The following is a 19,474-nucleotide window of genomic DNA, read 5'->3' as shown; positions in this document are numbered from 1 at the left end:
ACGACCCCGTCGCATCCCTCGTGCGTCTCGGTTAGAGCATCTCCAGATTGCTCTTGAGCTCGAACGGCGTCACCTGTGCACGGTAGGCCTGCCATTCCTGACGCTTGTTGCGCAGCACGTAGTCAAAGACGTGCTCCCCCAGCGTCTCCGCAACGAGCTCAGAGCCTTCCATCAACGTGATGGCGCGATCGAGGCTCGCGGGCAGCGGGTTGTAACCCAGAGCGCGGCGCTCGGCCTCGCTGAGGCTCCACACGTTGTCTTCCGCCTCCGGCGGCAGCTCGTAGCCTTCCTCGATGCCCTTCATACCCGCGGCGAGAAGCAGCGAGTACGCGAGATACGGGTTGGCGGCCGAGTCGATGGCGCGGTACTCGATGCGCGAGCTCTGGCCCTTGTTGGGCTTGTAGAGCGGAACGCGCACGAGCGCGGAGCGGTTGTTGTGACCCCAGCAGACGAAGCTCGGGGCCTCGTCTCCGCCCCAGAGCCGCTTGTACGAGTTGACGAACTGATTGGTGACGGCCGTGATCTCGGGCGCGTGGTGCAGCAGTCCGGCGATGAACTGGCGGCCGATCTTCGACAGCTGGTACTCGGCTCCGGCCTCGTAGAAGGCGTTGCCGTCTCCCTCGAAGAGCGAGAGGTGGGTGTGCATGCCCGAACCGGGATGCCCCGCGAGCGGCTTCGGCATGAACGTCGCGTAGACGCCCTGCTCGATGGCGACCTCTTTGATCACGGTGCGGAACGTCATGATGTTGTCGGCCGTGGTCAGCGCGTCGGCGTAGCGCAAGTCGATCTCGTTCTGACCGGGACCCGCCTCGTGGTGGCTGAACTCGACGGAGATGCCGAGGTCTTCGAGCATGCGGACCGACCGGCGGCGGAAGTCGTGCGCCGTGCCTCCGGGCACGTTGTCGAAGTACCCGGCCGAGTCCACGGGCTCGGGGCCCGCGGCGCCGTACTGCGACGACTTCAGCAGGTAGAACTCGATCTCCGGATGCGTGTAGAACGTGAATCCGCGGTCCGCGGCTTTCGCCAGGGTGCGCTTCAGGACGTTGCGAGGATCGGCGACGGCCGGCAAGCCGTCCGGTGTCGTGATGTCGCAGAACATGCGCGCGGTCGGGTCGATCTCGCCCCGCCACGGAAGGATCTGGAACGTCGTGGGATCGGGATGAGCCAGAACATCGGCCTCATACGATCTCGTCAGGCCCTCGATCGCGGAGCCGTCGAATCCGAGACCCTCGGTGAAGGCTCCCTCGACCTCGGCGGGTGCGATCGCTACTGACTTCAGAGTTCCGACCACGTCGGTGAACCAGAGCCTGATGAACTTGATGCCACGTTCCTCAATGGTGCGAAGAACGAAGTCACGCTGCTTATCCATCTATGGGGACTCTCTTTCGAACGGGGTCTTTCAACCAGTTACAGGTTAGTGCACGCCCTCGATCCTGCGGGTCAGCTGGGAACGAGCACGATCCAGGCGAACCAGGCGAGCATGCCGAGCCAGACGATCACTGCGGCCGAGGCGAGGAGTGCCGCACCTCTGCTGCCGAGCTTCCAGACGACGATCAGTGCGAAGAGGCCGACGGCGAGCAGGATCCCGAGGTAGGGGAAGTACGACGGAACGCCGACGAGCGCCAGGGCGGGCTGCGTAGCCGTGGCCGAGGCCATGCCGAGAGCGAGGATGCCGCCGAAGATCAGGCCGGAGACGGGCGAGATTCCCGAGGCGATGAGCAGGCCGAGTCGTTCGCGCTGGATGCCGCGCACGATCAGGGTGATGACCCATCCGATGAACCAGAGCGCGCAGAACCCGAAGAAGATGATCGGGATCAGCAACTCGAACCAGTTCACCTCGTCGACGGCGCGCACGACCGACGCGGCGCGAGAGGTCTCGTGGATGGATGACGCCGTCACGAAGGGGATCGTCGCGTCGTCGTGGTCGCATACGGTCGAGACGTCTTCTCCGGGCTTGTCGAGCCAGGCGACAGCGGTCTTGGCGGCGCAGTCGCTCGTGTCGAGCACCTCGTGGCCGGCGCCGGTGAACGAGACGAACTGGCTTCCGGCGATGGATGCGGCGGCGGCCTGAGCGGTCGCTGCGGACGAGATCGGATCATTCGATCCGGCGAGGATGAGGGTGGGTTGCGTGAACGTCGGAGGCACGCGCAGCTCCGTGCCCGCGGGCGTGATGCCGGCCTGCGCGCACACGGCATCGGTGAGCGAGTAGGTCACGAGCAGCGGCGGATCCACGGGCACGACGGGTTCTTCGCCCTCGGCCGGAGCGGCGGCCTCGGGCGCAACGGGATCGGGCGACCAGTTCGCCTTCTGATCGAGACAGGTCGAGGTCAGGTACTGGCCCCAGTCGACGGTGCCCACAGCATCGGCACCCAGAGCGACAAAGGGAGCGAGCGCGCCGGTGTCGCCCGCCTCGAGCCGATCGAACAGGAGTGGCAGGGTGCTGGCGACCGCGGGGTCGGTCAGGAGCTGCTGCACCAGGCTCACGAAGTCGTTGCCCTCGAGTTCGACGAAGCGCTGCCTGTCGGTGAACGGGTTCGTGACGGGGCCCTTGAACGGATCGTCATCGAGATCCGATGCGATCTGGGCGACCGTTGCCGCGTAGTCGGTGCCCTCGACGTCGGAGCGAGTGGACAGCTCACCGAGCGACGCCGTGAGCGCGGCGTAGGCCTCGCCCTTGATGTCGGCCGCTGCGGGGCTGTAAGAGTCGAGGAGTACGGCGTCGCTTCCGGCCGCGTCGAGCCCGGCCACGGCCGTCATCACCTTCGACGACCAATCCGAACCGAACAGGGTCCAGGTCGGGATCTCGAGCTTGTTCCGCAGATCGACCACGTCTGCCGCAGTCTGGGCGATGGTGTAGCCGTTCGGGTCTCCCCCGGCGTCGATGAAGTCGGCCAGACAGTCGGAGAGTTCGAGTCCCACGGCGGTGCCCTCCGCCTCGACCGTGTCATCGGTCGAGGTGAAAGACTCGACCCACGCGTTCGTCGCTCCGGGGCAGTCCAGGTTCGGCGTGGATGCGGAGCCGCCGCGCTGCTCGAGCACGACGACGTCTCTGTGGGCCCCGAACCCGAGGTCGCGCGACAGGTGCTGGCCCACCGACGCAGCCGACTCACCGAGTCCGGGCGCCATGACGACGATGGGTGTGCCCGTGGCTTCTGCGCTGGCCGGTATGACGGCGTAGGGGATGTCGATGGTTCGACTGGCAGGGTTCAGCCGGTTCTCCGGAACCGTCAGCACGCCGCACTCGGCGTCGCCGCTCGACGGCTTCGGGCACCCGTCGTCTGCTGCCGCGTTCGCGACACCAGGCGCGCTCAGGGCGAGCAGCACACCCGCCACAAGGGCGATGGACGGCATTCGCAGCCGACTTGATCTTTTCACTTCACATCACCGTCACTATCGAGTCAGGCACACGATACCGTGATCGCTCGCCTCGGCCAGCAGCGCCCCGCAGGGTGTTTCACTCTGCGTCGATAGACTGGCCCGATGTCAGAGACGCCGCCGTCCGTGCCCCCTTCTGCTCCGAAGCGCGTGCGCACGCGCCATTTCCAGAACGCGAAAGCGAGCGGAACCCCGATCACCGGACTGACGAGCTACGACCAGCTGTCTGCCCGAATATTCGACGAGGCCGGCATCGACTTCCTCCTCGTCGGCGACTCCGCCGGCAACACGGTTTTCGGCTACGACACGACCCTTCCGGTCACCGTCGATGAGCTGATTCCGTTGACCCGCGCCGTTGCGCTGGCCGTGCAGAGGGCGTTCGTCGTCGCCGACATGCCGTTCGGCTCCTACGAGAGCGGCCCCCTCGAGGCACTGCACACGGCGGTGCGCTTTATGAAAGAGACGCACGCCCATGCCGTGAAACTCGAGGGAGGCGTGCGCAGCGTCGAGCAGATCCGACGCATCGTCGGCGCCGGGATTCCGGTGATGGCTCACATCGGCTTCACCCCCCAGAGCGAGCACGGGCTGGGCGGTCACATCATCCAGGGCCGAGGTGAGGGACTGGACCAGCTGATGGCGGATGCCCTCGCCGTCGAGGAGGCCGGCGCCTTCGCCGTCGTCCTCGAGATGGTGCCGGCGGAGGCCGCGCGTCTGGTCACCGAGAGGCTGCGTATTCCCACCATCGGAGTGGGTGCGGGGCCGCATGTCGATGGCCAGCTTCTGGTCTGGACCGACTTCGCGGGGTTCTCGACGGGCCGCATCCCGAAGTTCGTGAAGCAGTACGCCGATCTTCGAGGGGTTCTGACCGACGCCGTCACCCGGTTCCGATCAGACGTCGCAGACCGAAGCTACCCCGGTCCAGAGAACTCCTACGAGTGATCGGCAGCGACGAGCACGCTGGTTCAGCGCTGCTCGTCGGCCTCTTCTTCGGCCCACTTCGCGCTGTTGGCACGAAGCTTCTCGAGGGCGTGCGACGCCTCCGCCTCGGTAGCGAACGGTCCGACCCGGTCGACGACCGAGGACTCGTAGCCATGCTCCACCTTGCCGGTCTTCATGTTGTACCAGTACTGCTTCGAGGCGTCTTCCGACATGTCAACTCCCGGGATCTCGCGAAGACCTTCGATGGTCGGCGCTTCGGCTACGTCAAATCCTAGGCCCAGTTCCGCGAACGCCGCAGGGGCTCGTCTGCCCTAGGCTCGATAGGAAACGCAGAGGCGCGCCCGACGCGTCGACGGTGATAGTTCGAGGAGACCGACCATGAGCACCCCAACCGCATCCGACGTGGCCATCGGCATCGACATCGGTGGCACCGGCATAAAGGGGGCGATCGTCGATCTCTCTTCCGGCGAGTTGCTGAGTGACCGGGTCAAGCTCTCCACCCCCGAGGGCGGCAAGCCGAAAGACATCGTGGGCACGGTCACGAAGATCCTCGAGAAGCTGACGGATGCACCCGACGATGCGCCCATCGGAATCTGCTTCCCCGCGGTCGTGCGGAACGGACGCACGATGTCGGCCGCCAACGTCTCGAAGAAGTGGATCGGCCTCGAGGCAGAGAAACTCTTCGAAGACGCCCTCGGCCGAGACATCTTCTTCGTCAACGACGCGGATGCCGCGGGGTACGCCGAGGTACGATTCGGCGCGGCGCGAGACCGGTCGGGTCTGGTCATGATGACGACGCTCGGCACCGGAATCGGCACGGCGATCATCTACAACGGGGTGCTCGTGCCGAACGCCGAGCTCGGCCATCTGCAGATCGACGGGGGCGACTACGAGCTGAAGGCCGCCTACTCCGCCAAGGAGCGCGAGGATCTGTCGTGGTCGAAGTGGACCGAACGCCTGCAGAAGTACTATTCCGAGCTCGAGAAGCTGCTCTCCCCCGACCTCTTCATCGTGGGCGGCGGCGTCTCGAAGAACTATCAGGAGTTCCTTCCCCTGCTCGACCTGACGACCGAGATCGTGCCGGCCGTTCTGCGGAACAACGCGGGCATCCTCGGAGCGGCAGCCCTCGCTGCCCAGCCCCGCGTGGTCGCGGGCTCCGACGACGCGCCCACCGAGCATCCGGCCGCCGAGCTCTGAGCTCTTCGGCGCTCTGCGCCGCGGGTGGCCGGGGTGTGAATGGGTCGGCCGTACGCCGGGTTCTGTCCGCATCGGCGTTGCCGCCGACCCGTGACGGCCATCTATCTCGGGACTACGTTGCCGCAGCCCTCTAGCGGTCTACCCGGGAACTCGACGAGCAGTCTCGAGCGTTCCCTGTCTGACCTTGCTCCGGGCGAGGTTTACCAAGCAGGCCAGGTCACCCTGGCCTCTGGTGGTCTCTTACACCACCGTTTCACCCTTACCGCAGGCGTGAGCCTGAGGCGGTCTACTTTCTGTGGCACTGTCTCGCGGGTTGCCCCGGGTGGGTGTTACCCACCGCCCTGCTCTGTGGAGCCCGGACGTTCCTCGGCAGCCGAGCATCCGAAGATGCGCGACTGACGCGACCGTCTCACCGACCCATTCGTGTGGAAGTCTACGGCAGAACGCCGCAGCGGATCACAGGCCGGACTCCTCCGTACGCACCAGGATGCAGTTGCTGTCGGGGTCGAGGACCACGTCGTCGGGAGCGGCCGCTCTGATGACCGCGAGATCGGACTCGTGGAGCTTGACGTGACTTCCGCCTGAGACGCCGCGGGTCAGCAGCGCCGCACCTATGCCGTAGCGCGAACGCTGCTTGTCGTACAGGGCGACGAGCTCGGCACTGATCGCAGAGGCGATGCGGGCCCGGCGTTCGGTCACCTGCGCGATCTCGGCGTTGATCTGCTCGAGCTTGTCGTCGCGGTCTGCGGTCAGCTCCTTCTCTGTCACCAGGAGCTCGTCGAGGCGGGCGGATGCGGCCTGAAAACGACCATCGATCTCCTCCTGGCGCTCCATGACGGTGAGTTCGATGTCTTCGAGGTCGGACTGGCGCTTCAGCAGCGAGGCCAATTCGTGTTCGAGACCCTGGATGTCTTTCGGCGACGAGCTGATCGCGAGCCGCTCACGGTCGCGGGCGATGCGTGCCGCCACGACCTCGATATCGGACTCGACACGACCGATCTCGACCTTGGTGTCTTCTAGTTCGCCGCGAATGGACGCGGAGAGCGCTCGAGAACGGGCGACGTCTTTCGCCAGCTCTGCGAGTGCGAGCGACTGCGGAAGCGTCTTGGCGGTGTGCGCGAGCTGGTCGAGTCGCGTGTCTGCAGCCTGCAGATCGAGAAGTGATGTCTGCTCGGTGATCGGTGCCTTCATGGGTGCCTTCCTTGGCTGAGCGTGGTGGGTGCCGTGAGACGGCGAGGCGGACGAGACTATTGGGTGACGACGAAGTCCCACGGGTCGGTGCGAAGCTCGCTGACCGTGAACGTGGCATCGGGCAGTTCGGCAGCGAGTGCCGACGAGGCGGAGTCGAGCCACAGCCACTCGCTGGCCCAGTGCGACACATCGATGAGAGCCGGGCCCGCCGACAGCATCGATTGCTGCCTCGATTCCGATGCGGGATGGTGTCGCAGATCGCTCGTGATGTAGACATCGGCCGAGGCCACGGAGGGGTCGGCCAGCAGGGAGTCGCCGGCGCCCGCACAGAGGGCCACCCGAGATATCTGCTGCTCGTAGGCGCCCGACACCCGGATGCCCGTGGCGGTCGCCGGGAGAATCTCGCCGAGGGCGAGGGCCAGCCGACCGAGGGTCGTGGGCTCGGCCAGGTCTCCGACGCGGCCGAGGCCGGTACCGGAGCGCTCGCCGGCCACGATGGGCGTGGACTCGACGAGTCCGAGACGCTTGGCGAGAACCGACGAGGTGCCGTCGTCGACGATGTCGGCGTTCGTGTGGGCGGCGACCAGCGCGCATCCGGAGCGGATGAGACGCGTGAGCAGGGCGCCCTTGTAGCGATCGGTGGCGACCGACGTGACACCGCGCAGCAGAAGCGGGTGATGCACGAAGAGCACATCGGCGCCGAGCTCGATCGCCTCATCGACGGTCTCGGCCACGGCGTCGACGGCCAGGTGAACGCGCATGGCAGGCTGCATCGCGTCTCCAGTGCTTGTTCCCGGTCGATCCCAGTCTTCGGCGAACCGTGTCGGCCAGAGTCGTTCGACCGCGGCCTCGAAATCCTGGAGCGTGTGCATCACCCGCCCAGCCTACCGGCGGGGTGCCTGTGTGAATCCGGCACTCGTGCGGATCGAGACCCGAGGCATCCGTCTTGCCGAAGCGGCATGCCGAGTTGCGCCGCGGATGCGCTCGACCCATCGTTGTGTCATGACCGATCACGAGCAGCAGTCGCCGGCGTCTTTCTGGGAGTCGCGTTACCGGGAGTCCGACAGGACCTGGAGTGGGCGCGCCAATGCGGCGCTGGAGCGAGAGGCCGGCGGACTGACTCCAGGGAGAGCCCTCGACCTGGGCAGCGGCGAGGGCGGTGACGCGCTGTGGCTGGCGTCACGCGGGTGGAGCGTGACCGCCGTGGAAATCTCTCCGACGGCGCTTGCGAGAGGGCGCTCTGCGGCCGAGTCTGCAGGGCTTGGTGATCGTATTTCGTGGGTGGAGGCGGATCTGGCGGCGTGGGCTCCGGAGGGCGAATACGACCTCGTGTCGGCGCACTTTCTGCACTCTCCCGTAGAGCTTCCGCGCGACGAGATCCTTCGGCGCGCCGCCTCGGCCGTTGCTGTCTCCGGGGTCTTGCTCATCGTCGGCCACGGCGCCTTCCCGCCGTGGTCGACGCACCGACACGAAGGTCCTCCGCTGCCCGGGCCCGATGAGGTGCTGAAGAGTCTCGCGTTGCCCGAGTCGGAGTGGACCTTGCTGACGAGTGCCCTGGTCGACCGCGACGCCCGATCTCCGTCGGGTGACACGGTGGTCATGACCGACGCAGTACTCATGTTGAGACGCACTGTCCCAGTGTGACGCGGTGTCGTGACGTCTCGCTGTCGGTGGCTCTCGCTATCGTCGATGGCAGGGGCGAATAACAGGAGAGCACCATGATGAACGACGCGCAGTCCGTAGCTGAATTGGTGCGATGGGCGGCAGAGAATGCGGCGCACCTCGCGTGGCAGAGGGTCGACGAGCAGTCGATCGAATTCGATGTCGCGGCACCGTTCTCCGTACGCCTCGTGGCCGTCTCGGGCACGTGGCAGCTCGTAACGGTGTCGGGTCGAGGTGCTCGAACCACATCGCTGGGGGCCCTCGACATGCCGTTCGACGATGTTCTCGAGTCGCTGCGCGATCGCCTCTACGGCACGGCTACCGACGAGTTCGACGACACCGATCGATCGGGCGGTCAAGCCCTCGCGCAGGTGCTTCGAACCTCATCAGACGAGCAGCGCGACCGCATCTGGTGCGCTCGGGCGGCCACCCTGCTCGCCGGGCACGCCATCAAAGACGGCTACGGGCTGCAGGCGCGCATGAGGTTGGAAGAGGCGGCCGCGCTCTTCGCGGCGGCGGGCGATATCGATGCCGAGAACCGCATGCTGCAGACGCTGGCATCGCTTCCCGAGCTGCTGCGGGCGTGACGCCCGGTCTGCGAGGGGTGGGCCCTACCGGGCTCGAACCGATGACATCCACGGTGTAAACGTGGCGCTCTACCAACTGAGCTAAAGGCCCCTGCATCACGAGAAATCGCTCTCTCGTGCGGTGAACAGATTACACGCTCGCGGCGCAAAGCCGGAATCCGAGCGTCAGTCCGCGAGCACGTAGCCGTGGGCCGGCACCGCGACTCCGCGCAGGGCGACCTCGGCATCCGTCAGATTGAGTGCCAGCGTCGTGCGGCCCTCGCCGGAGCGTGCCGTCGCCTCGAGCAGAAGCGTCTCGTTCGCCAGTTCGAGCACCTCGACGCGCGCGTCGTGCAGCCACGCGTGCTGTCGCCGGAACGCGATCAGGCGCTGATGCAACTCGAAGACCTCGTTGCGCTGCCACTCCGGCGCCCCACGATCGGCCCGCGGCCTCACGGCGTCGTCTCCCCCGGCCCTGTCTTCTTTCTCACCGGTCAGGCCGCGCTCGTCGCCGTAGTAGACGCTCGGAACGCCGGGCAGGAAGAACAACAGCGCGTGCGCGATCTGTGAATGTCGCCTGTCGGAGACGAGCGACGCGATGCGGGTGACGTCGTGGTTGCCGACGAAGGTGAGCGGCGCGAAACGCTCCACGAACTCCTGGTGCCGCTCGAGCGACCACGCCAGTTCGAAGAAGTTCTTCTCGTTCAGCGAGTTCCAGATCGCCTTCCACAGCTCGTACTGGGTCACCGAATCCATGCCGGACTGGTCGACGATCGAGGCGTAGTCGCCGTGGATGACCTCCCCCACGATCCATAGGTCAGGGTGCGTCGAGCGGACCGCGTCGAGGATCGGCCGCCAGGCATCCGGTGCCACGGCGTACGCCGCGTCGAGCCGCCAGCCGTCGGCGCCGCGGTCGAGCCAGTGCCGCATGACGCCCGTCACATAGTCGGCGGCGGGCGGATGCGTGAGGTCGAGTTCGACGAGGTGGCCGTGGCCCTCGAAGACGGCGGGCTTCAGTTCGCCGTCTGACGCTTGATCGGCGTCGAGACGGAACCACGCCGCCTCGGCCGAGCCCGGGCCGGCTGCGACCGCCGCCTGCCAGAGAGGGTTGCTGCGGGCGACATGGTTGAACACGCCGTCGAGCAGGAGTCGGATTCCCCGCTCGCGGCACGCCGCGACCAGAGCATCGAAGTCGCCGTCATCGCCGAGTCTCGGATCGATCGAAAGATGGTCGATCGTGTCGTAGCCGTGGGTCTCGGAGTCGAAGATCGGTCCGAGGGCGAGCCCGTTCGCACCGAGGTCGACGATGTCGTCGAGCCATGGAACGATATCGCCGAGTCGATGCTCAGCGGGAGCATGCGGATTCGACGTGGTGTCAGCGCCGACAAAGCCCAATGGGTAGATGTGCCACCAGATGACGTGCTCTGTCCATGCGGGCATGCGTCGACTCAGGCCGCGACAGAACGCATCTCGTCGAGAGCTGCCCTATAGGCCTCGATCGAACGAGCCTCTCCGGGGGCGGTGATGAAGCTCTCGCGGATGATGCCGTCGATGTCGATGAGGAAGGTCGCGCGATTCGCGAAGCCCTTGCCGTCGAGGAACACCCCGTACTCCTTCGCGACGGCGCCGTGCGGCCAGAAGTCGGCCAGCAGCGTGAAGTCGTAGCCCTGCACCTCAGCCCACGACCGCAGGGCCGACTTCGAGTCGACCGAGATGCCGAGAAGCTCGACGTCGTTGTCCTTGAACAGGTTGAGGTTCTCTTCGAGCGCACAGAGTTCGCTCGTGCAGGTTCCGGAGAATGCGAGAGGGAAGAAGACGAGAGCCACGGCCTTCTTGCCGCGGAACTGGCTCAACCGGATTCTCTCGCCGAACTGGTTGGCGAGGTCGAAATCGGGAGCGCGGGTGTCGTTCTCCAAAGCCATGATTGTTCTGATTCCTTTCGCGAGCGGGGATGGACGCCGTGTAGGCCCGACCTGGGTGCCCGTTCGCTGAACGTCGCCGATCCTACGCCTGATCCCGGGGAGTACCAACCGGATCGCGGCCAGAGTGCCCGGAACATTCACTAGGCTGGAGGATGGCGCGCATCCCGACGCTCGGACACGAATCCGGACACGGCTCGCACCGGCACTAGAAAATCTGTCACCCACAGAAAGAGGTCGACGTTGACTGTCAACGACCAGGACCCGTACTCGGTTAGCTCGACCGATTCCGATCCCGAAGAAACCGCGGAGTGGAACGAGTCACTCGACCAGCTGGTTGCGGCTCACGGCCACGGGCGTGCGCGCGAGATCATGCTGAGCTTGCTCAAGCGAAGCAAAGAACTGCACCTCGGTGTGCCGATGGTTCCCACCACCGACTACATCAACACGATCGCTTCCGAGAACGAACCCGACTTCCCGGGCAACGAGGAGATCGAGCGCCGTTACCGCGCGTGGATCCGGTGGAACGCCGCCGTGCTCGTGCACCGTGCGCAGCGCCCCGGCATCGCCGTCGGCGGCCACATCTCGACCTACGCGTCGAGCGCCGCCCTCTACGAGGTCGGTTTCAACCACTTCTTCCGTGGCCAGGACCACGCGTCCGGCGGAGACCAGATCTTCGTCCAGGGCCACGCCTCCCCCGGAACCTACGCCCGAGCCTTCCTCGAGGGACGCCTGGGCGAGAACCAGCTCGACGGCTTCCGCCAGGAGAAGTCGCACGTGGGCGGCGGACTCTCGTCGTACCCGCACCCGCGTCTGATGCCCGACTTCTGGCAGTTCCCCACGGTCTCGATGGGTCTCGGCCCGATCAACGCCATCTACCAGGCCCAGTTGGCCAAGTACGTCACCAACCGCGGCATCAAGGATGCGTCGGACCAGCAGGTCTGGGCATTCCTCGGCGACGGCGAGATGGACGAGGTCGAGAGCCGCGGACAGCTGCAGGTCGCCGCGAACGAGGGCCTCGACAACCTCAACTTCGTGATCAACTGCAACCTGCAGCGCCTCGACGGCCCTGTGCGAGGCAACGGCAAGATCATCCAGGAGCTCGAGAGCTTCTTCCGCGGTGCCGGCTGGAACGTCATCAAGGTCATCTGGGGCCGCGAGTGGGACTCGCTGCTCGCCAACGACACCGACGGCGCGCTGCTGAACCTCATGAACACCACGCCGGATGGCGACTTTCAGACGTACAAGACAGAAGACGGCGCCTACGTGCGCGAGAACTTCTTCGGTCGCGACCCCCGCGCTCTCAAGCTCGTCGAGAACTACACCGATGACGACGTGTGGAACCTCAAGCGCGGTGGACACGACTACCGCAAGGTGTACGCGGCGTTCAAGGCTGCGGCCGAGCACAAGGGCCAGCCCACCGTCATCCTCGCCCACACGATCAAGGGCTACGGCCTGGGCAAGAGCTTCGAGGGCCGCAACGCGACCCACCAGATGAAGAAGATGACGCTCGACAACCTCAAGGCGTTCCGCGACGAGCTTCGGATTCCGATCACCGACGCTCAGCTCGAGGAGAACCCCTACCTTCCGCCGTACTTCAAGCCGGCCGAGGGTGACGAGGCCATCGAGTACCTGCACGAGCGTCGTCGCGAACTCGGAGGCTATCTGCCCGAGCGTCGTTCGAAGTACGAGCAGTTCGATCTGCCTGACGACTCCGCCTACCAGACCCTCAAAAAGGGATCGGGAACGCAGGAGATCGCCACGACCATGGCGTTCGTGCGCCTGCTCAAAGACCTGACCCGCTCCAAGGGCTTCGGTCACCGCATCGTGCCGATCATTCCCGACGAGGCCCGCACCTTCGGTCTCGACGCGTTCTTCCCCACCTCGAAGATCTACAACCCGAACGGACAGAACTACACCTCGGTCGACCGCGATCTGCTGCTCGCCTACAAGGAGAGCCCGCAGGGAACGATCATCCACGTGGGTATCAACGAGGCCGGCGCGCTGGCCGCGTTCACGGCTGTCGGCACCTCGTATTCCACCCACGGTGAACCGCTCATCCCGGTCTACGTCTTCTACTCGATGTTCGGATTCCAGCGCACGGGTGACGCCCTGTGGGCTGCCGGTGACCAGATGGCCCGCGGCTTCGTCATCGGCGCGACCGCCGGACGCACCACGCTCACGGGTGAGGGACTGCAGCACGCCGACGGACACTCCCTGCTGCTGGCATCGACCAACCCCGCCGTCGTCTCGTACGACGCCGCCTACGGTTACGAGATCAACCACATCGTGCGCGACGGACTCGAGCGCATGTACGGCGGCTCGCACAGCGACCCGAACGTCATGTACTACCTGACGGTCTACAACGAGCCCCACGTGCAGCCGGCCGAGCCCGAGGGACTCGACGTCGACGGTGTCCTCCGCGGCATCTACAAGCTGAAGAACGGCACCGTCGAGGGTCCGAAGGCGAACATCCTCGCCTCCGGCGTCGCGGTTCCGTGGGCTCTCGAGGCGCAGCAGCTGCTGGCCGACGACTGGGGCGTCTCCGCCGACGTGTGGAGTGTCACCTCGTGGACCGAGCTCCGTCGCGATGGGCTGAAGGCCGAGGAGCACAACTTCCTCAACCCGAACGCTCCCAAGCAGACGGCCTACGTCACGACGAAGCTGGCCGACGCTGCCGGTCCGTTCGTCGCGGTGACCGACTACATGCACGCTGTGCCGGATCAGATCAGGCAGTTCGTGCCCGGTGAGTACGCGACCCTCGGTGCCGACGACTTCGGTTTCTCGGACACGCGGCCCGCGGCTCGTCGCTTCTTCAAGATCGACGGCCCGTCTGTCGTGGTGCGCACCCTCGAGCAGCTCGCTGCCAAGGGCGAGGTCGACGCCTCGGCGCCTGCCTGGGCCATCGAGAAGTACCGTCTGTACGACGTGACAGCCGGAACGTCGGGTTCCGCCGGCGGAGAGAGCTGACGCCCGCGCAACGGCCGACGCGTTCGATGATCAGATCAGGCGCCCGGATCGAAGAGACCGAGCATGGCCAAGAGTAAGGCGGAGACGCTCGCGTGGCTCCGCACCATCTCGGGTGAGCTCGCGACAGCGACGATCAAGCGCCTCGACGCGACGCTGCCCTGGTACGGCGACATGCCGCCAGGGCGGCGCAGCGCCGTCGGACTCGTCGCGCAGGCAGGTATCAAGTCGTTCATCCAGTGGTACGAGGACCCCTCGACCACCACGTGGATCGCATCGGACGTCTTCGGTTCGGCGCCCCGCGAGCTTCTGCGCTCGGTCACGCTGCAGCAGACGCTGCAGCTGATCCGGGTGGTCGTCGAAGTCGTCGAAGACCGGGTCAAGGGTGCCGATGCTTCGCTGCGCGAGGCCATCCTGCTCTATTCCCGCGAGATCGCCTTCGCGTCGGCCGACGTCTACGCTCGCGCCGCCGAGGCGCGCGGGCTCTGGGACGCGCGACTCGAGGCCCTGGTCGTCGATTCGATTCTGAGCGGCGAATACGACGACGAGCTGCCCTCGCGCATCGCGGCTCTGGGGTGGCATGGCCACGGCGAGGTGAGCGTCCTCGTCGGCACGACTCCTCGCGTCCTCGATGTCGACCAGCTGCGCCGCACGGCACGACACCTCCAGGCAGACGTTCTGATCGGGGTGCAGGGAAACCGCCTCGTCCTCGTCATCGGACGTTCGATTCCCGCTCCTGGCAGCGCCACCCCTGCGAGCGAGGCCGCAGAGATGGACGAGCCCAGTGCGGAGCCCACCCTCAGCTTCATGGACATCGCTCGCGCGCTGGAACCGGGATTCGGACCCGGCCATCTCGTCCTCGGACACGAGGTGCCGAGCCTGGTCGACGCATCCCGAAGCGCGAAAGCGGCCCTGGCCGGTTTTGCGGTCGCTCGGGCATGGCGCAACGCGCCCAGGCCCACCCTGGCCGACGACCTGCTGCCGGAACGTGCCCTCGCAGGCGACCCGTTGGCCCGGTCTACCTTGGTCAATCGCGTCTATCGTCCACTACAAGACCAGTCGCCGGAGCTGATGGCGACGCTGTGGTGCTACCTCGACAACGGCCGCTCGCTCGAAGCCACGGCGCGGGAGCTCTACGTTCACCCCAACACGGTGCGATACCGCCTCAAGCGCGTGTCCCAGGTCATCGGATGGGATGCCACCGGTGCGCGCGAGGCGCTCATCCTGCAGTCGGCGCTCATCCTCGGAACGATGCACGACCACGATGGCGGCGCCACACGACGGTGACGCGGCCCTGTACCCTTTCGACAGCAGTTCTCGCCATTGTTGGTGGGAAATGCACACACCTTTGATCTCAACTCTTGGGAGGATGATCTAGTGATCGTCATCGTCTGCCCCGGCCAGGGTTCTCAAACCCCCGGCTTCCTCTCTCCCTGGCTCGATGTTCCGGGGTATCGCGAACACCTCGACGAGCTGGGATCCGCTTCCGGCCTCGACCTTGTGGCCCACGGTACGACGAGCGATGCCGACACGATTCGTGACACCGCCGTCGCCCAGCCGCTGATCGTGGCCGCCGGCATCCTGACCCTTCGTGCTCTGCTCGCCGACGGTCGCATCGACCGCATCGGCGGCATCGCGGGTCACTCGGTCGGCGAGATCACCGCGGCAGCAGGCGCCGGTGTGCTCACCGAGACGGATGCGATGGCTTTCGTTCGTCAGCGCGGGCTCGCGATGGCGTCGGCCGCTGCAGAGACGCCGACAGGTATGAGCGCGGTCATCGGTGCCGACGAGCAGGAGCTGCTCGCCCGCCTCGACGATCTCGGGCTTCAGCCCGCGAACTTCAACGGCGGTGGCCAGATCGTCGTGGCGGGCGCGCCAGACGCCCTCGCGGCCCTCGCCGCAGAACCACCGGCGAAAGCCCGTGTCATCCCCCTGCAGGTCGCCGGCGCGTTCCACACGCGCTACATGGCGCCCGCCGTCGCGACGCTCAGCGAGGTCGCCTCGCGACTCGATGTGAACGACCCCACGACCACCCTCTGGACGAATAAGGACGGCAGCATCGTGACCAGCGGTCGCGAGTTCGTCGAGCTGCTCGTCGGTCAGGTCTCCTCCCCCGTCCGGTGGGATCTCGACATGGAGGCCTTCGCGAACGCGGGGGTCACCGGCATCATCGAAGTCGCTCCCGCCGGCGCCTTGACCGGCCTCGCCAAGCGCGGCCTCCGAGGTGTACCCGCCGTCGCGGTCAAGACTCCCGACGACCTCGAGGCGGCGTTCGCGCTCCTCGACGGCGACGCGTGACCCCGACACCCGATTCCCCACACCCGGAGACTTCCATGAAGCACGCCCCACTCAAGCAGAATCGCGGCAGCGAGTTCACCCGCATCCACAGCGTCGGCGCGGCCCGAGGCGAGAATGTCGTACCGAACGACGACCTTGTCGGACCGATCGACTCGTCAGACGAGTGGATCAGGCAGCGCACCGGGATCATCGAGCGTCGTCGTGCCGGCAAAGATGTGCTGGCTGTCGACCTGGCCACGACGGCCGCTCTCGAGGCGATCGAGCGTGCGGGCATCGATCCGCAGCAGATCGGTGCCGTCATCGTGGCGACCATCAGCAACCCTGTCGTGACGCCGTCGATCTCGTCGCTGCTGGCGGAGCGCATCGGTGCGAACCCCGCCGCCGCGTACGACATCGAGGCCGCGTGCGCCGGATACACCTACGGAATCGCCCAGGCGGACTCCCTCATCCGCTCAGGTCTCGCAGAGTACGTACTCGTCGTCGGGGCCGAGAAGCTCTCCGAGTTCATCGATCCGGCAGACCGATCCATCTCGTTCCTTCTCGGTGACGGAGCGGGTGCCGCCATCGTGGGCCCCAGTGACTTCGCCGGCATCTCCCCCAGTATCTGGGGCTCCGACGGCTCGAAGTGGGACACGATCTACATGACCGGAACCCACGCGCAGTTCCGCGATGGAGAGATCGACACCTGGCCCACCATGCGTCAAGAGGGCGCCACTGTCTTCCGCTGGGCCGTCTGGGAGATGGCGAAGGTTGCCCAGCGCGCCCTGGATGCCGCCGGCATTACGAGCGAGGACCTCGCCGCGTTCATCCCGCACCAGGCGAATATGCGCATCGTCGACGAGTTCGCAAAGCAGCTGAAGCTTCCCGAGTCCGTCGCCATCGCACGCGACATCGCGACCACGGGCAACACCTCGGCCGCGTCCATCCCTCTTGCTACCCACCGACTGCTAGAAGAGAACCCCGAGCTCTCCGGCGGCCTCGCCCTGCAGATCGGCTTCGGAGCCGGCCTGGTGTTCGGAGCGCAGGTCGTCGTTCTGCCCTAGCCACCACGTCGCGTTGCTTAGCGAAGAACGCGCACGGCCTGACCTAAACTAAGTGACGGTCAATTCAACCCTCAAGGAGAAACACAATGGCATTGTCCACCGAAGAAGTGCTGGCCGGCCTGGCCGAACTCATCAACGACGAGACCGGTATCGCCACCGACACGGTCGAGATGGACAAGTCGTTCACTGACGACCTGGACATCGACTCGATCTCGATGATGACGATCGTCGTCAACGCTGAAGAGAAGTTCGACGTGAAGATCCCCGACGAAGAGGTCAAGAACCTCAAGACCGTCGGAGACGCCGTCACGTTCATCGTCGCGGCACAGGACTAACACTCCCGCTGCAGCGCAGACGACAGGCCCGGGCATCACGCCCGGGCCCGTCGTCCACGCACCGAATACTGCCCACGATTGACCACGTGCTAGAGAGTTTTCCATGAGTTCCAAACGAATCGTCGTCACCGGAATCGGTGCGACCTCCCCCCTCGGCGGCACCGCCCGCGACACGTGGGCAGCGCTTCTCTCCGGAGCGTCAGGCGCCACCACCCTCGAGCAGGAGTGGGTAGCGAAGTGGGAGATCCCGATCACGTTCGCCGCACAGGCGAAGGTTCCCTCGAGCGAGGTGCTCGAGCGCGTCGAGACCAAGCGCCTCGACCCGTCGAGCCAGTTCGCGCTCACGGCCGCCCGCGAAGCCTGGGCTGATGCCGGCTCCCCAGACGTCGTGCCCGAGCGCTTCGGCGTGGACTGGGCGACGGGAATCGGCGGCGTCTGGACGCTTCTCGACGCCTGGGACACGCTGCGCGAGCGAGGCCCCCGCAGAGTCCTGCCGATGACCGTCCCCATGCTGATGCCGAACGGCCCCGCCGCCGCCATCGAAATGAGTCTGGGCGCGCGAGCCGGTGCTCGCACCGTCGTCTCCGCCTGCGCATCCAGCACAGAGTCGATCGCCAACGCCTACGACCACCTGCAGGCCGGCTACGCCGACATCATTATCGCTGGCGGATCCGAAGCGGCCATCCACCCGCTTCCCATCGCGTCGTTCGCAGCTATGCAGGCCCTCTCCAAGCGCAATGACGACCCAGCAACGGCCTCGCGTCCCTACGACGTGACCCGTGACGGTTTCGTGCTCGGCGAAGGCGGAGCAGCCATCGTTCTCGAGACCGAGGAACACGCCCTCGCCCGCGGTGCCCGCATCTACGCCGAGGTAATCGGCGGAGCGGTCACGAGCGACGCGTACCACATCACCGCCCCCGATCCCGAGGGGTCGGCTGCGGCCCGCGCCATGATCGCGGCCGTCGAGGGGTTCGGATACTCACTCTCCGACGTCGCACACATCAACGCTCACGCCACATCGACGCCCGTCGGCGACATCGCGGAGTACAAAGCGCTCCGTCATGTGTTCGGCGACTCGCTTGCGGGCATCCCCGTCTCCGCGACCAAAGCATCCACCGGTCACCTTCTCGGTGGCGCCGGCGGAATCGAGGCGATCTTCACGATTCTGGCGCTGCACGAGCGCACGGCGCCGCCCACGATCAACCTCACCGAACAAGACCCTGAGATCGACATGGACGTTGTCACCGCGCCGCGCACTCTGCCCGAGGGCGATCTCGTGGCCATCAGCAACTCGTTCGGTTTCGGTGGCCACAACGCGGTCGTGGCCTTCAAGACCGCCTGACGCGCGAACGTTTGTCGTTCGGTCCCCTCGCTTCACCCGACCACGTCGGCGGAGGCAAGGGGACCGAACTGGTTAACCGACGGAGTGGAGCCACACCACGGGAGAGAAATCGCTCTCGTGGCGGAAGGGCTCCAGCTCGTCGTCCCATGCCTGTCCTAAGGCCAGGCGGAGCTCGCGGTGCAGCTCGAGTGCGTCGGTTCCGGCGTTCTCCATGGCCGCGCGAACGCGGTCCTCTGGAATGACCGTGTTTCCGGCGCTGTCGGTCTGCGCGTAGAAGATGCCGAGGTCAGGCGTGTGCACCCAGCGACCGCCGTCGGAGCCGGCGGCGGGATCTTCGGTGACCTCGTAGCGGAGGTGTTCCCAGCCTCGGAGCGCGGAGGCGATCGCCGCGCCCGTCCCTGCGGGGCCTTCCCAATAGAACTCGGTGCGCTGCGAACCGCGAAGCACCGGCTGCTCTCGCCAGGTGAAGTTGACGGCACGACCGATAGCGCGACCTGCGGCCCACTCGACGTGGGGGCAGAGCGCGCGAGGGGCGGAATGAACGAAGATCATTCCGTGTGCGACGGGTGCCACCATTGTTTTCTCCATTTCGTGAGGTACGTCTTCCCCAACGACCTGTGAAATGGAACTGTGGCGGCAC

The 19,474-nt window shown here is 66.1% G+C and carries 18 protein-coding genes, 1 tRNA gene and 1 other RNA gene; 10 read left to right on the top strand and 10 right to left on the bottom strand.

Annotated features, from left to right (window positions below):
* Positions 1 to 31: 31 nt before the first annotated feature.
* Both ASE64_RS12840 and ASE64_RS12835 read right to left on the bottom strand, forming a co-directional pair.
* Entirely contained in the window at positions 32 to 1,369 is a 1,338-nt protein-coding gene (locus ASE64_RS12840; RefSeq protein ID WP_044438472.1) for a glutamine synthetase family protein, read from the bottom strand.
* 71 nt (positions 1,370 to 1,440) lie between these two features.
* The gene (locus tag ASE64_RS12835; protein WP_055781131.1) at positions 1,441 to 3,351 is read right to left on the bottom strand and encodes an alpha/beta hydrolase; all 1,911 of its coding nucleotides are present in this window, start codon (positions 3,349 to 3,351) and stop codon (positions 1,441 to 1,443) included.
* 129 nt (positions 3,352 to 3,480) lie between these two features.
* On the opposite strand from ASE64_RS12835, the gene panB reads away from it, so the two are divergent.
* Positions 3,481 to 4,314: a 3-methyl-2-oxobutanoate hydroxymethyltransferase gene (panB, locus tag ASE64_RS12830; protein ID WP_055781127.1), complete on the top strand. Its 834-nt coding sequence runs from the start codon at positions 3,481 to 3,483 to the stop codon at positions 4,312 to 4,314.
* Between the two features lie 23 nt (positions 4,315 to 4,337).
* Here panB and ASE64_RS12825 read toward each other — a convergent pair whose 3' ends face one another.
* Positions 4,338 to 4,526 carry a hypothetical protein gene (locus ASE64_RS12825; RefSeq protein ID WP_055781124.1) on the bottom strand — a complete coding sequence of 63 codons (189 nt, stop codon included), beginning with the start codon at positions 4,524 to 4,526 and terminating at the stop codon, positions 4,338 to 4,340.
* A gap of 166 nt (positions 4,527 to 4,692) precedes the next feature.
* On the opposite strand from ASE64_RS12825, the gene ppgK reads away from it, so the two are divergent.
* The gene (ppgK, locus tag ASE64_RS12820) at positions 4,693 to 5,511 is read left to right on the top strand and encodes a polyphosphate--glucose phosphotransferase (RefSeq protein ID WP_055781122.1); all 819 of its coding nucleotides are present in this window, start codon (positions 4,693 to 4,695) and stop codon (positions 5,509 to 5,511) included.
* 36 nt (positions 5,512 to 5,547) lie between these two features.
* Here ppgK and rnpB read toward each other — a convergent pair.
* The 3 genes from rnpB to ASE64_RS12810 form a co-directional block, all read right to left on the bottom strand.
* Positions 5,548 to 5,931, bottom strand: an RNA gene (gene rnpB / locus ASE64_RS14495) — RNase P RNA component class A.
* 36 nt (positions 5,932 to 5,967) lie between these two features.
* The gene (locus ASE64_RS12815; RefSeq protein WP_055781119.1) at positions 5,968 to 6,702 is read right to left on the bottom strand and encodes a zinc ribbon domain-containing protein; all 735 of its coding nucleotides are present in this window, start codon (positions 6,700 to 6,702) and stop codon (positions 5,968 to 5,970) included.
* A 56-nt stretch (positions 6,703 to 6,758) separates the two neighbouring features.
* The gene (locus ASE64_RS12810) at positions 6,759 to 7,577 is read right to left on the bottom strand and encodes a Nif3-like dinuclear metal center hexameric protein (protein ID WP_442853837.1); all 819 of its coding nucleotides are present in this window, start codon (positions 7,575 to 7,577) and stop codon (positions 6,759 to 6,761) included.
* A 127-nt stretch (positions 7,578 to 7,704) separates the two neighbouring features.
* Here ASE64_RS12810 and ASE64_RS12805 point away from each other — a divergent pair, with 127 nt between their 5' ends.
* On the top strand, positions 7,705 to 8,346 hold the full coding sequence (locus tag ASE64_RS12805; protein WP_055781116.1) for an SAM-dependent methyltransferase: 642 nt from the start codon (positions 7,705 to 7,707) through the stop codon (positions 8,344 to 8,346).
* A 74-nt stretch (positions 8,347 to 8,420) separates the two neighbouring features.
* Positions 8,421 to 8,951: a hypothetical protein gene (locus ASE64_RS12800; RefSeq protein WP_055781113.1), complete on the top strand. Its 531-nt coding sequence runs from the start codon at positions 8,421 to 8,423 to the stop codon at positions 8,949 to 8,951.
* Positions 8,952 to 8,969: 18 nt separating this feature from the next.
* Here ASE64_RS12800 and ASE64_RS12795 read toward each other — a convergent pair.
* The 3 genes from ASE64_RS12795 to ASE64_RS12785 all read right to left on the bottom strand — a co-directional run bounded on the left by ASE64_RS12795 (position 8,970) and on the right by ASE64_RS12785 (position 10,852).
* Positions 8,970 to 9,042: transfer RNA gene (locus ASE64_RS12795), tRNA-Val, on the bottom strand.
* A 74-nt stretch (positions 9,043 to 9,116) separates the two neighbouring features.
* The gene (locus tag ASE64_RS12790) at positions 9,117 to 10,370 is read right to left on the bottom strand and encodes an alpha-amylase family glycosyl hydrolase (RefSeq protein WP_055781110.1); all 1,254 of its coding nucleotides are present in this window, start codon (positions 10,368 to 10,370) and stop codon (positions 9,117 to 9,119) included.
* Positions 10,371 to 10,378: 8 nt separating this feature from the next.
* Positions 10,379 to 10,852 (bottom strand): peroxiredoxin, encoded by a 474-nt coding sequence (locus ASE64_RS12785; RefSeq protein ID WP_055781107.1) that lies wholly within the window; start codon positions 10,850 to 10,852, stop codon positions 10,379 to 10,381.
* A gap of 240 nt (positions 10,853 to 11,092) precedes the next feature.
* Between ASE64_RS12785 and aceE the strand changes: the two genes are divergently transcribed.
* From aceE to ASE64_RS12755, 6 genes are all read left to right on the top strand, one after another.
* Positions 11,093 to 13,819, top strand: a complete 2,727-nt coding sequence (gene aceE, locus ASE64_RS12780; RefSeq protein ID WP_055781102.1) for a pyruvate dehydrogenase (acetyl-transferring), homodimeric type — start codon at positions 11,093 to 11,095, stop codon at positions 13,817 to 13,819.
* Between the two features lie 63 nt (positions 13,820 to 13,882).
* Entirely contained in the window at positions 13,883 to 15,103 is a 1,221-nt protein-coding gene (locus ASE64_RS12775) for a PucR family transcriptional regulator (RefSeq protein ID WP_055781100.1), read from the top strand.
* A gap of 90 nt (positions 15,104 to 15,193) precedes the next feature.
* On the top strand, positions 15,194 to 16,114 hold the full coding sequence (locus tag ASE64_RS12770) for an ACP S-malonyltransferase (protein ID WP_055781097.1): 921 nt from the start codon (positions 15,194 to 15,196) through the stop codon (positions 16,112 to 16,114).
* A gap of 35 nt (positions 16,115 to 16,149) precedes the next feature.
* The gene (locus ASE64_RS12765) at positions 16,150 to 17,157 is read left to right on the top strand and encodes a beta-ketoacyl-ACP synthase III (RefSeq protein ID WP_055781093.1); all 1,008 of its coding nucleotides are present in this window, start codon (positions 16,150 to 16,152) and stop codon (positions 17,155 to 17,157) included.
* A gap of 86 nt (positions 17,158 to 17,243) precedes the next feature.
* Positions 17,244 to 17,492 carry an acyl carrier protein gene (locus tag ASE64_RS12760; protein WP_044438497.1) on the top strand — a complete coding sequence of 83 codons (249 nt, stop codon included), beginning with the start codon at positions 17,244 to 17,246 and terminating at the stop codon, positions 17,490 to 17,492.
* A 103-nt stretch (positions 17,493 to 17,595) separates the two neighbouring features.
* Entirely contained in the window at positions 17,596 to 18,834 is a 1,239-nt protein-coding gene (locus tag ASE64_RS12755; RefSeq protein WP_055781091.1) for a beta-ketoacyl-[acyl-carrier-protein] synthase family protein, read from the top strand.
* 72 nt (positions 18,835 to 18,906) lie between these two features.
* Here ASE64_RS12755 and ASE64_RS12750 read toward each other — a convergent pair whose 3' ends face one another.
* Positions 18,907 to 19,410: a DUF3145 domain-containing protein gene (locus tag ASE64_RS12750; protein ID WP_055781089.1), complete on the bottom strand. Its 504-nt coding sequence runs from the start codon at positions 19,408 to 19,410 to the stop codon at positions 18,907 to 18,909.
* Positions 19,411 to 19,474 lie beyond the last annotated feature (64 nt).

The sequence above is a fragment of the Agreia sp. Leaf210 genome, assembly GCF_001421485.1.
Taxonomy (GTDB): Bacteria; Actinomycetota; Actinomycetes; order Actinomycetales; family Microbacteriaceae; genus Agreia.
The sequence above is the reverse complement of the archived record's forward strand: the minus strand, read 5'-3'. Positions and strand labels throughout refer to the sequence as shown.

Bases quoted from the DNA above. Each gene is read 5' to 3' on its own strand.
- ASE64_RS12840 (WP_044438472.1), bottom strand. From the start codon at position 1,369: ATGGATAAGCAGCGTGACTTCGTTCTTCGCACCATTGAGGAACGTGGC.
- ASE64_RS12835 (WP_055781131.1), bottom strand. From the start codon at position 3,351: ATGCCGTCCATCGCCCTTGTGGCGGGTGTGCTGCTCGCCCTGAGCGCG.
- panB (WP_055781127.1), top strand. From the start codon at position 3,481: ATGTCAGAGACGCCGCCGTCCGTGCCCCCTTCTGCTCCGAAGCGCGTG.
- ASE64_RS12825 (WP_055781124.1), bottom strand. From the start codon at position 4,526: ATGTCGGAAGACGCCTCGAAGCAGTACTGGTACAACATGAAGACCGGC.
- ppgK (WP_055781122.1), top strand. From the start codon at position 4,693: ATGAGCACCCCAACCGCATCCGACGTGGCCATCGGCATCGACATCGGT.
- ASE64_RS12815 (WP_055781119.1), bottom strand. From the start codon at position 6,702: ATGAAGGCACCGATCACCGAGCAGACATCACTTCTCGATCTGCAGGCT.
- ASE64_RS12805 (WP_055781116.1), top strand. From the start codon at position 7,705: ATGACCGATCACGAGCAGCAGTCGCCGGCGTCTTTCTGGGAGTCGCGT.
- ASE64_RS12800 (WP_055781113.1), top strand. From the start codon at position 8,421: ATGATGAACGACGCGCAGTCCGTAGCTGAATTGGTGCGATGGGCGGCA.
- ASE64_RS12790 (WP_055781110.1), bottom strand. From the start codon at position 10,370: ATGCCCGCATGGACAGAGCACGTCATCTGGTGGCACATCTACCCATTG.
- ASE64_RS12785 (WP_055781107.1), bottom strand. From the start codon at position 10,852: ATGGCTTTGGAGAACGACACCCGCGCTCCCGATTTCGACCTCGCCAAC.
- ASE64_RS12775 (WP_055781100.1), top strand. From the start codon at position 13,883: ATGGCCAAGAGTAAGGCGGAGACGCTCGCGTGGCTCCGCACCATCTCG.
- ASE64_RS12765 (WP_055781093.1), top strand. From the start codon at position 16,150: ATGAAGCACGCCCCACTCAAGCAGAATCGCGGCAGCGAGTTCACCCGC.
- ASE64_RS12760 (WP_044438497.1), top strand. From the start codon at position 17,244: ATGGCATTGTCCACCGAAGAAGTGCTGGCCGGCCTGGCCGAACTCATC.
- ASE64_RS12755 (WP_055781091.1), top strand. From the start codon at position 17,596: ATGAGTTCCAAACGAATCGTCGTCACCGGAATCGGTGCGACCTCCCCC.
- ASE64_RS12750 (WP_055781089.1), bottom strand. From the start codon at position 19,410: ATGGTGGCACCCGTCGCACACGGAATGATCTTCGTTCATTCCGCCCCT.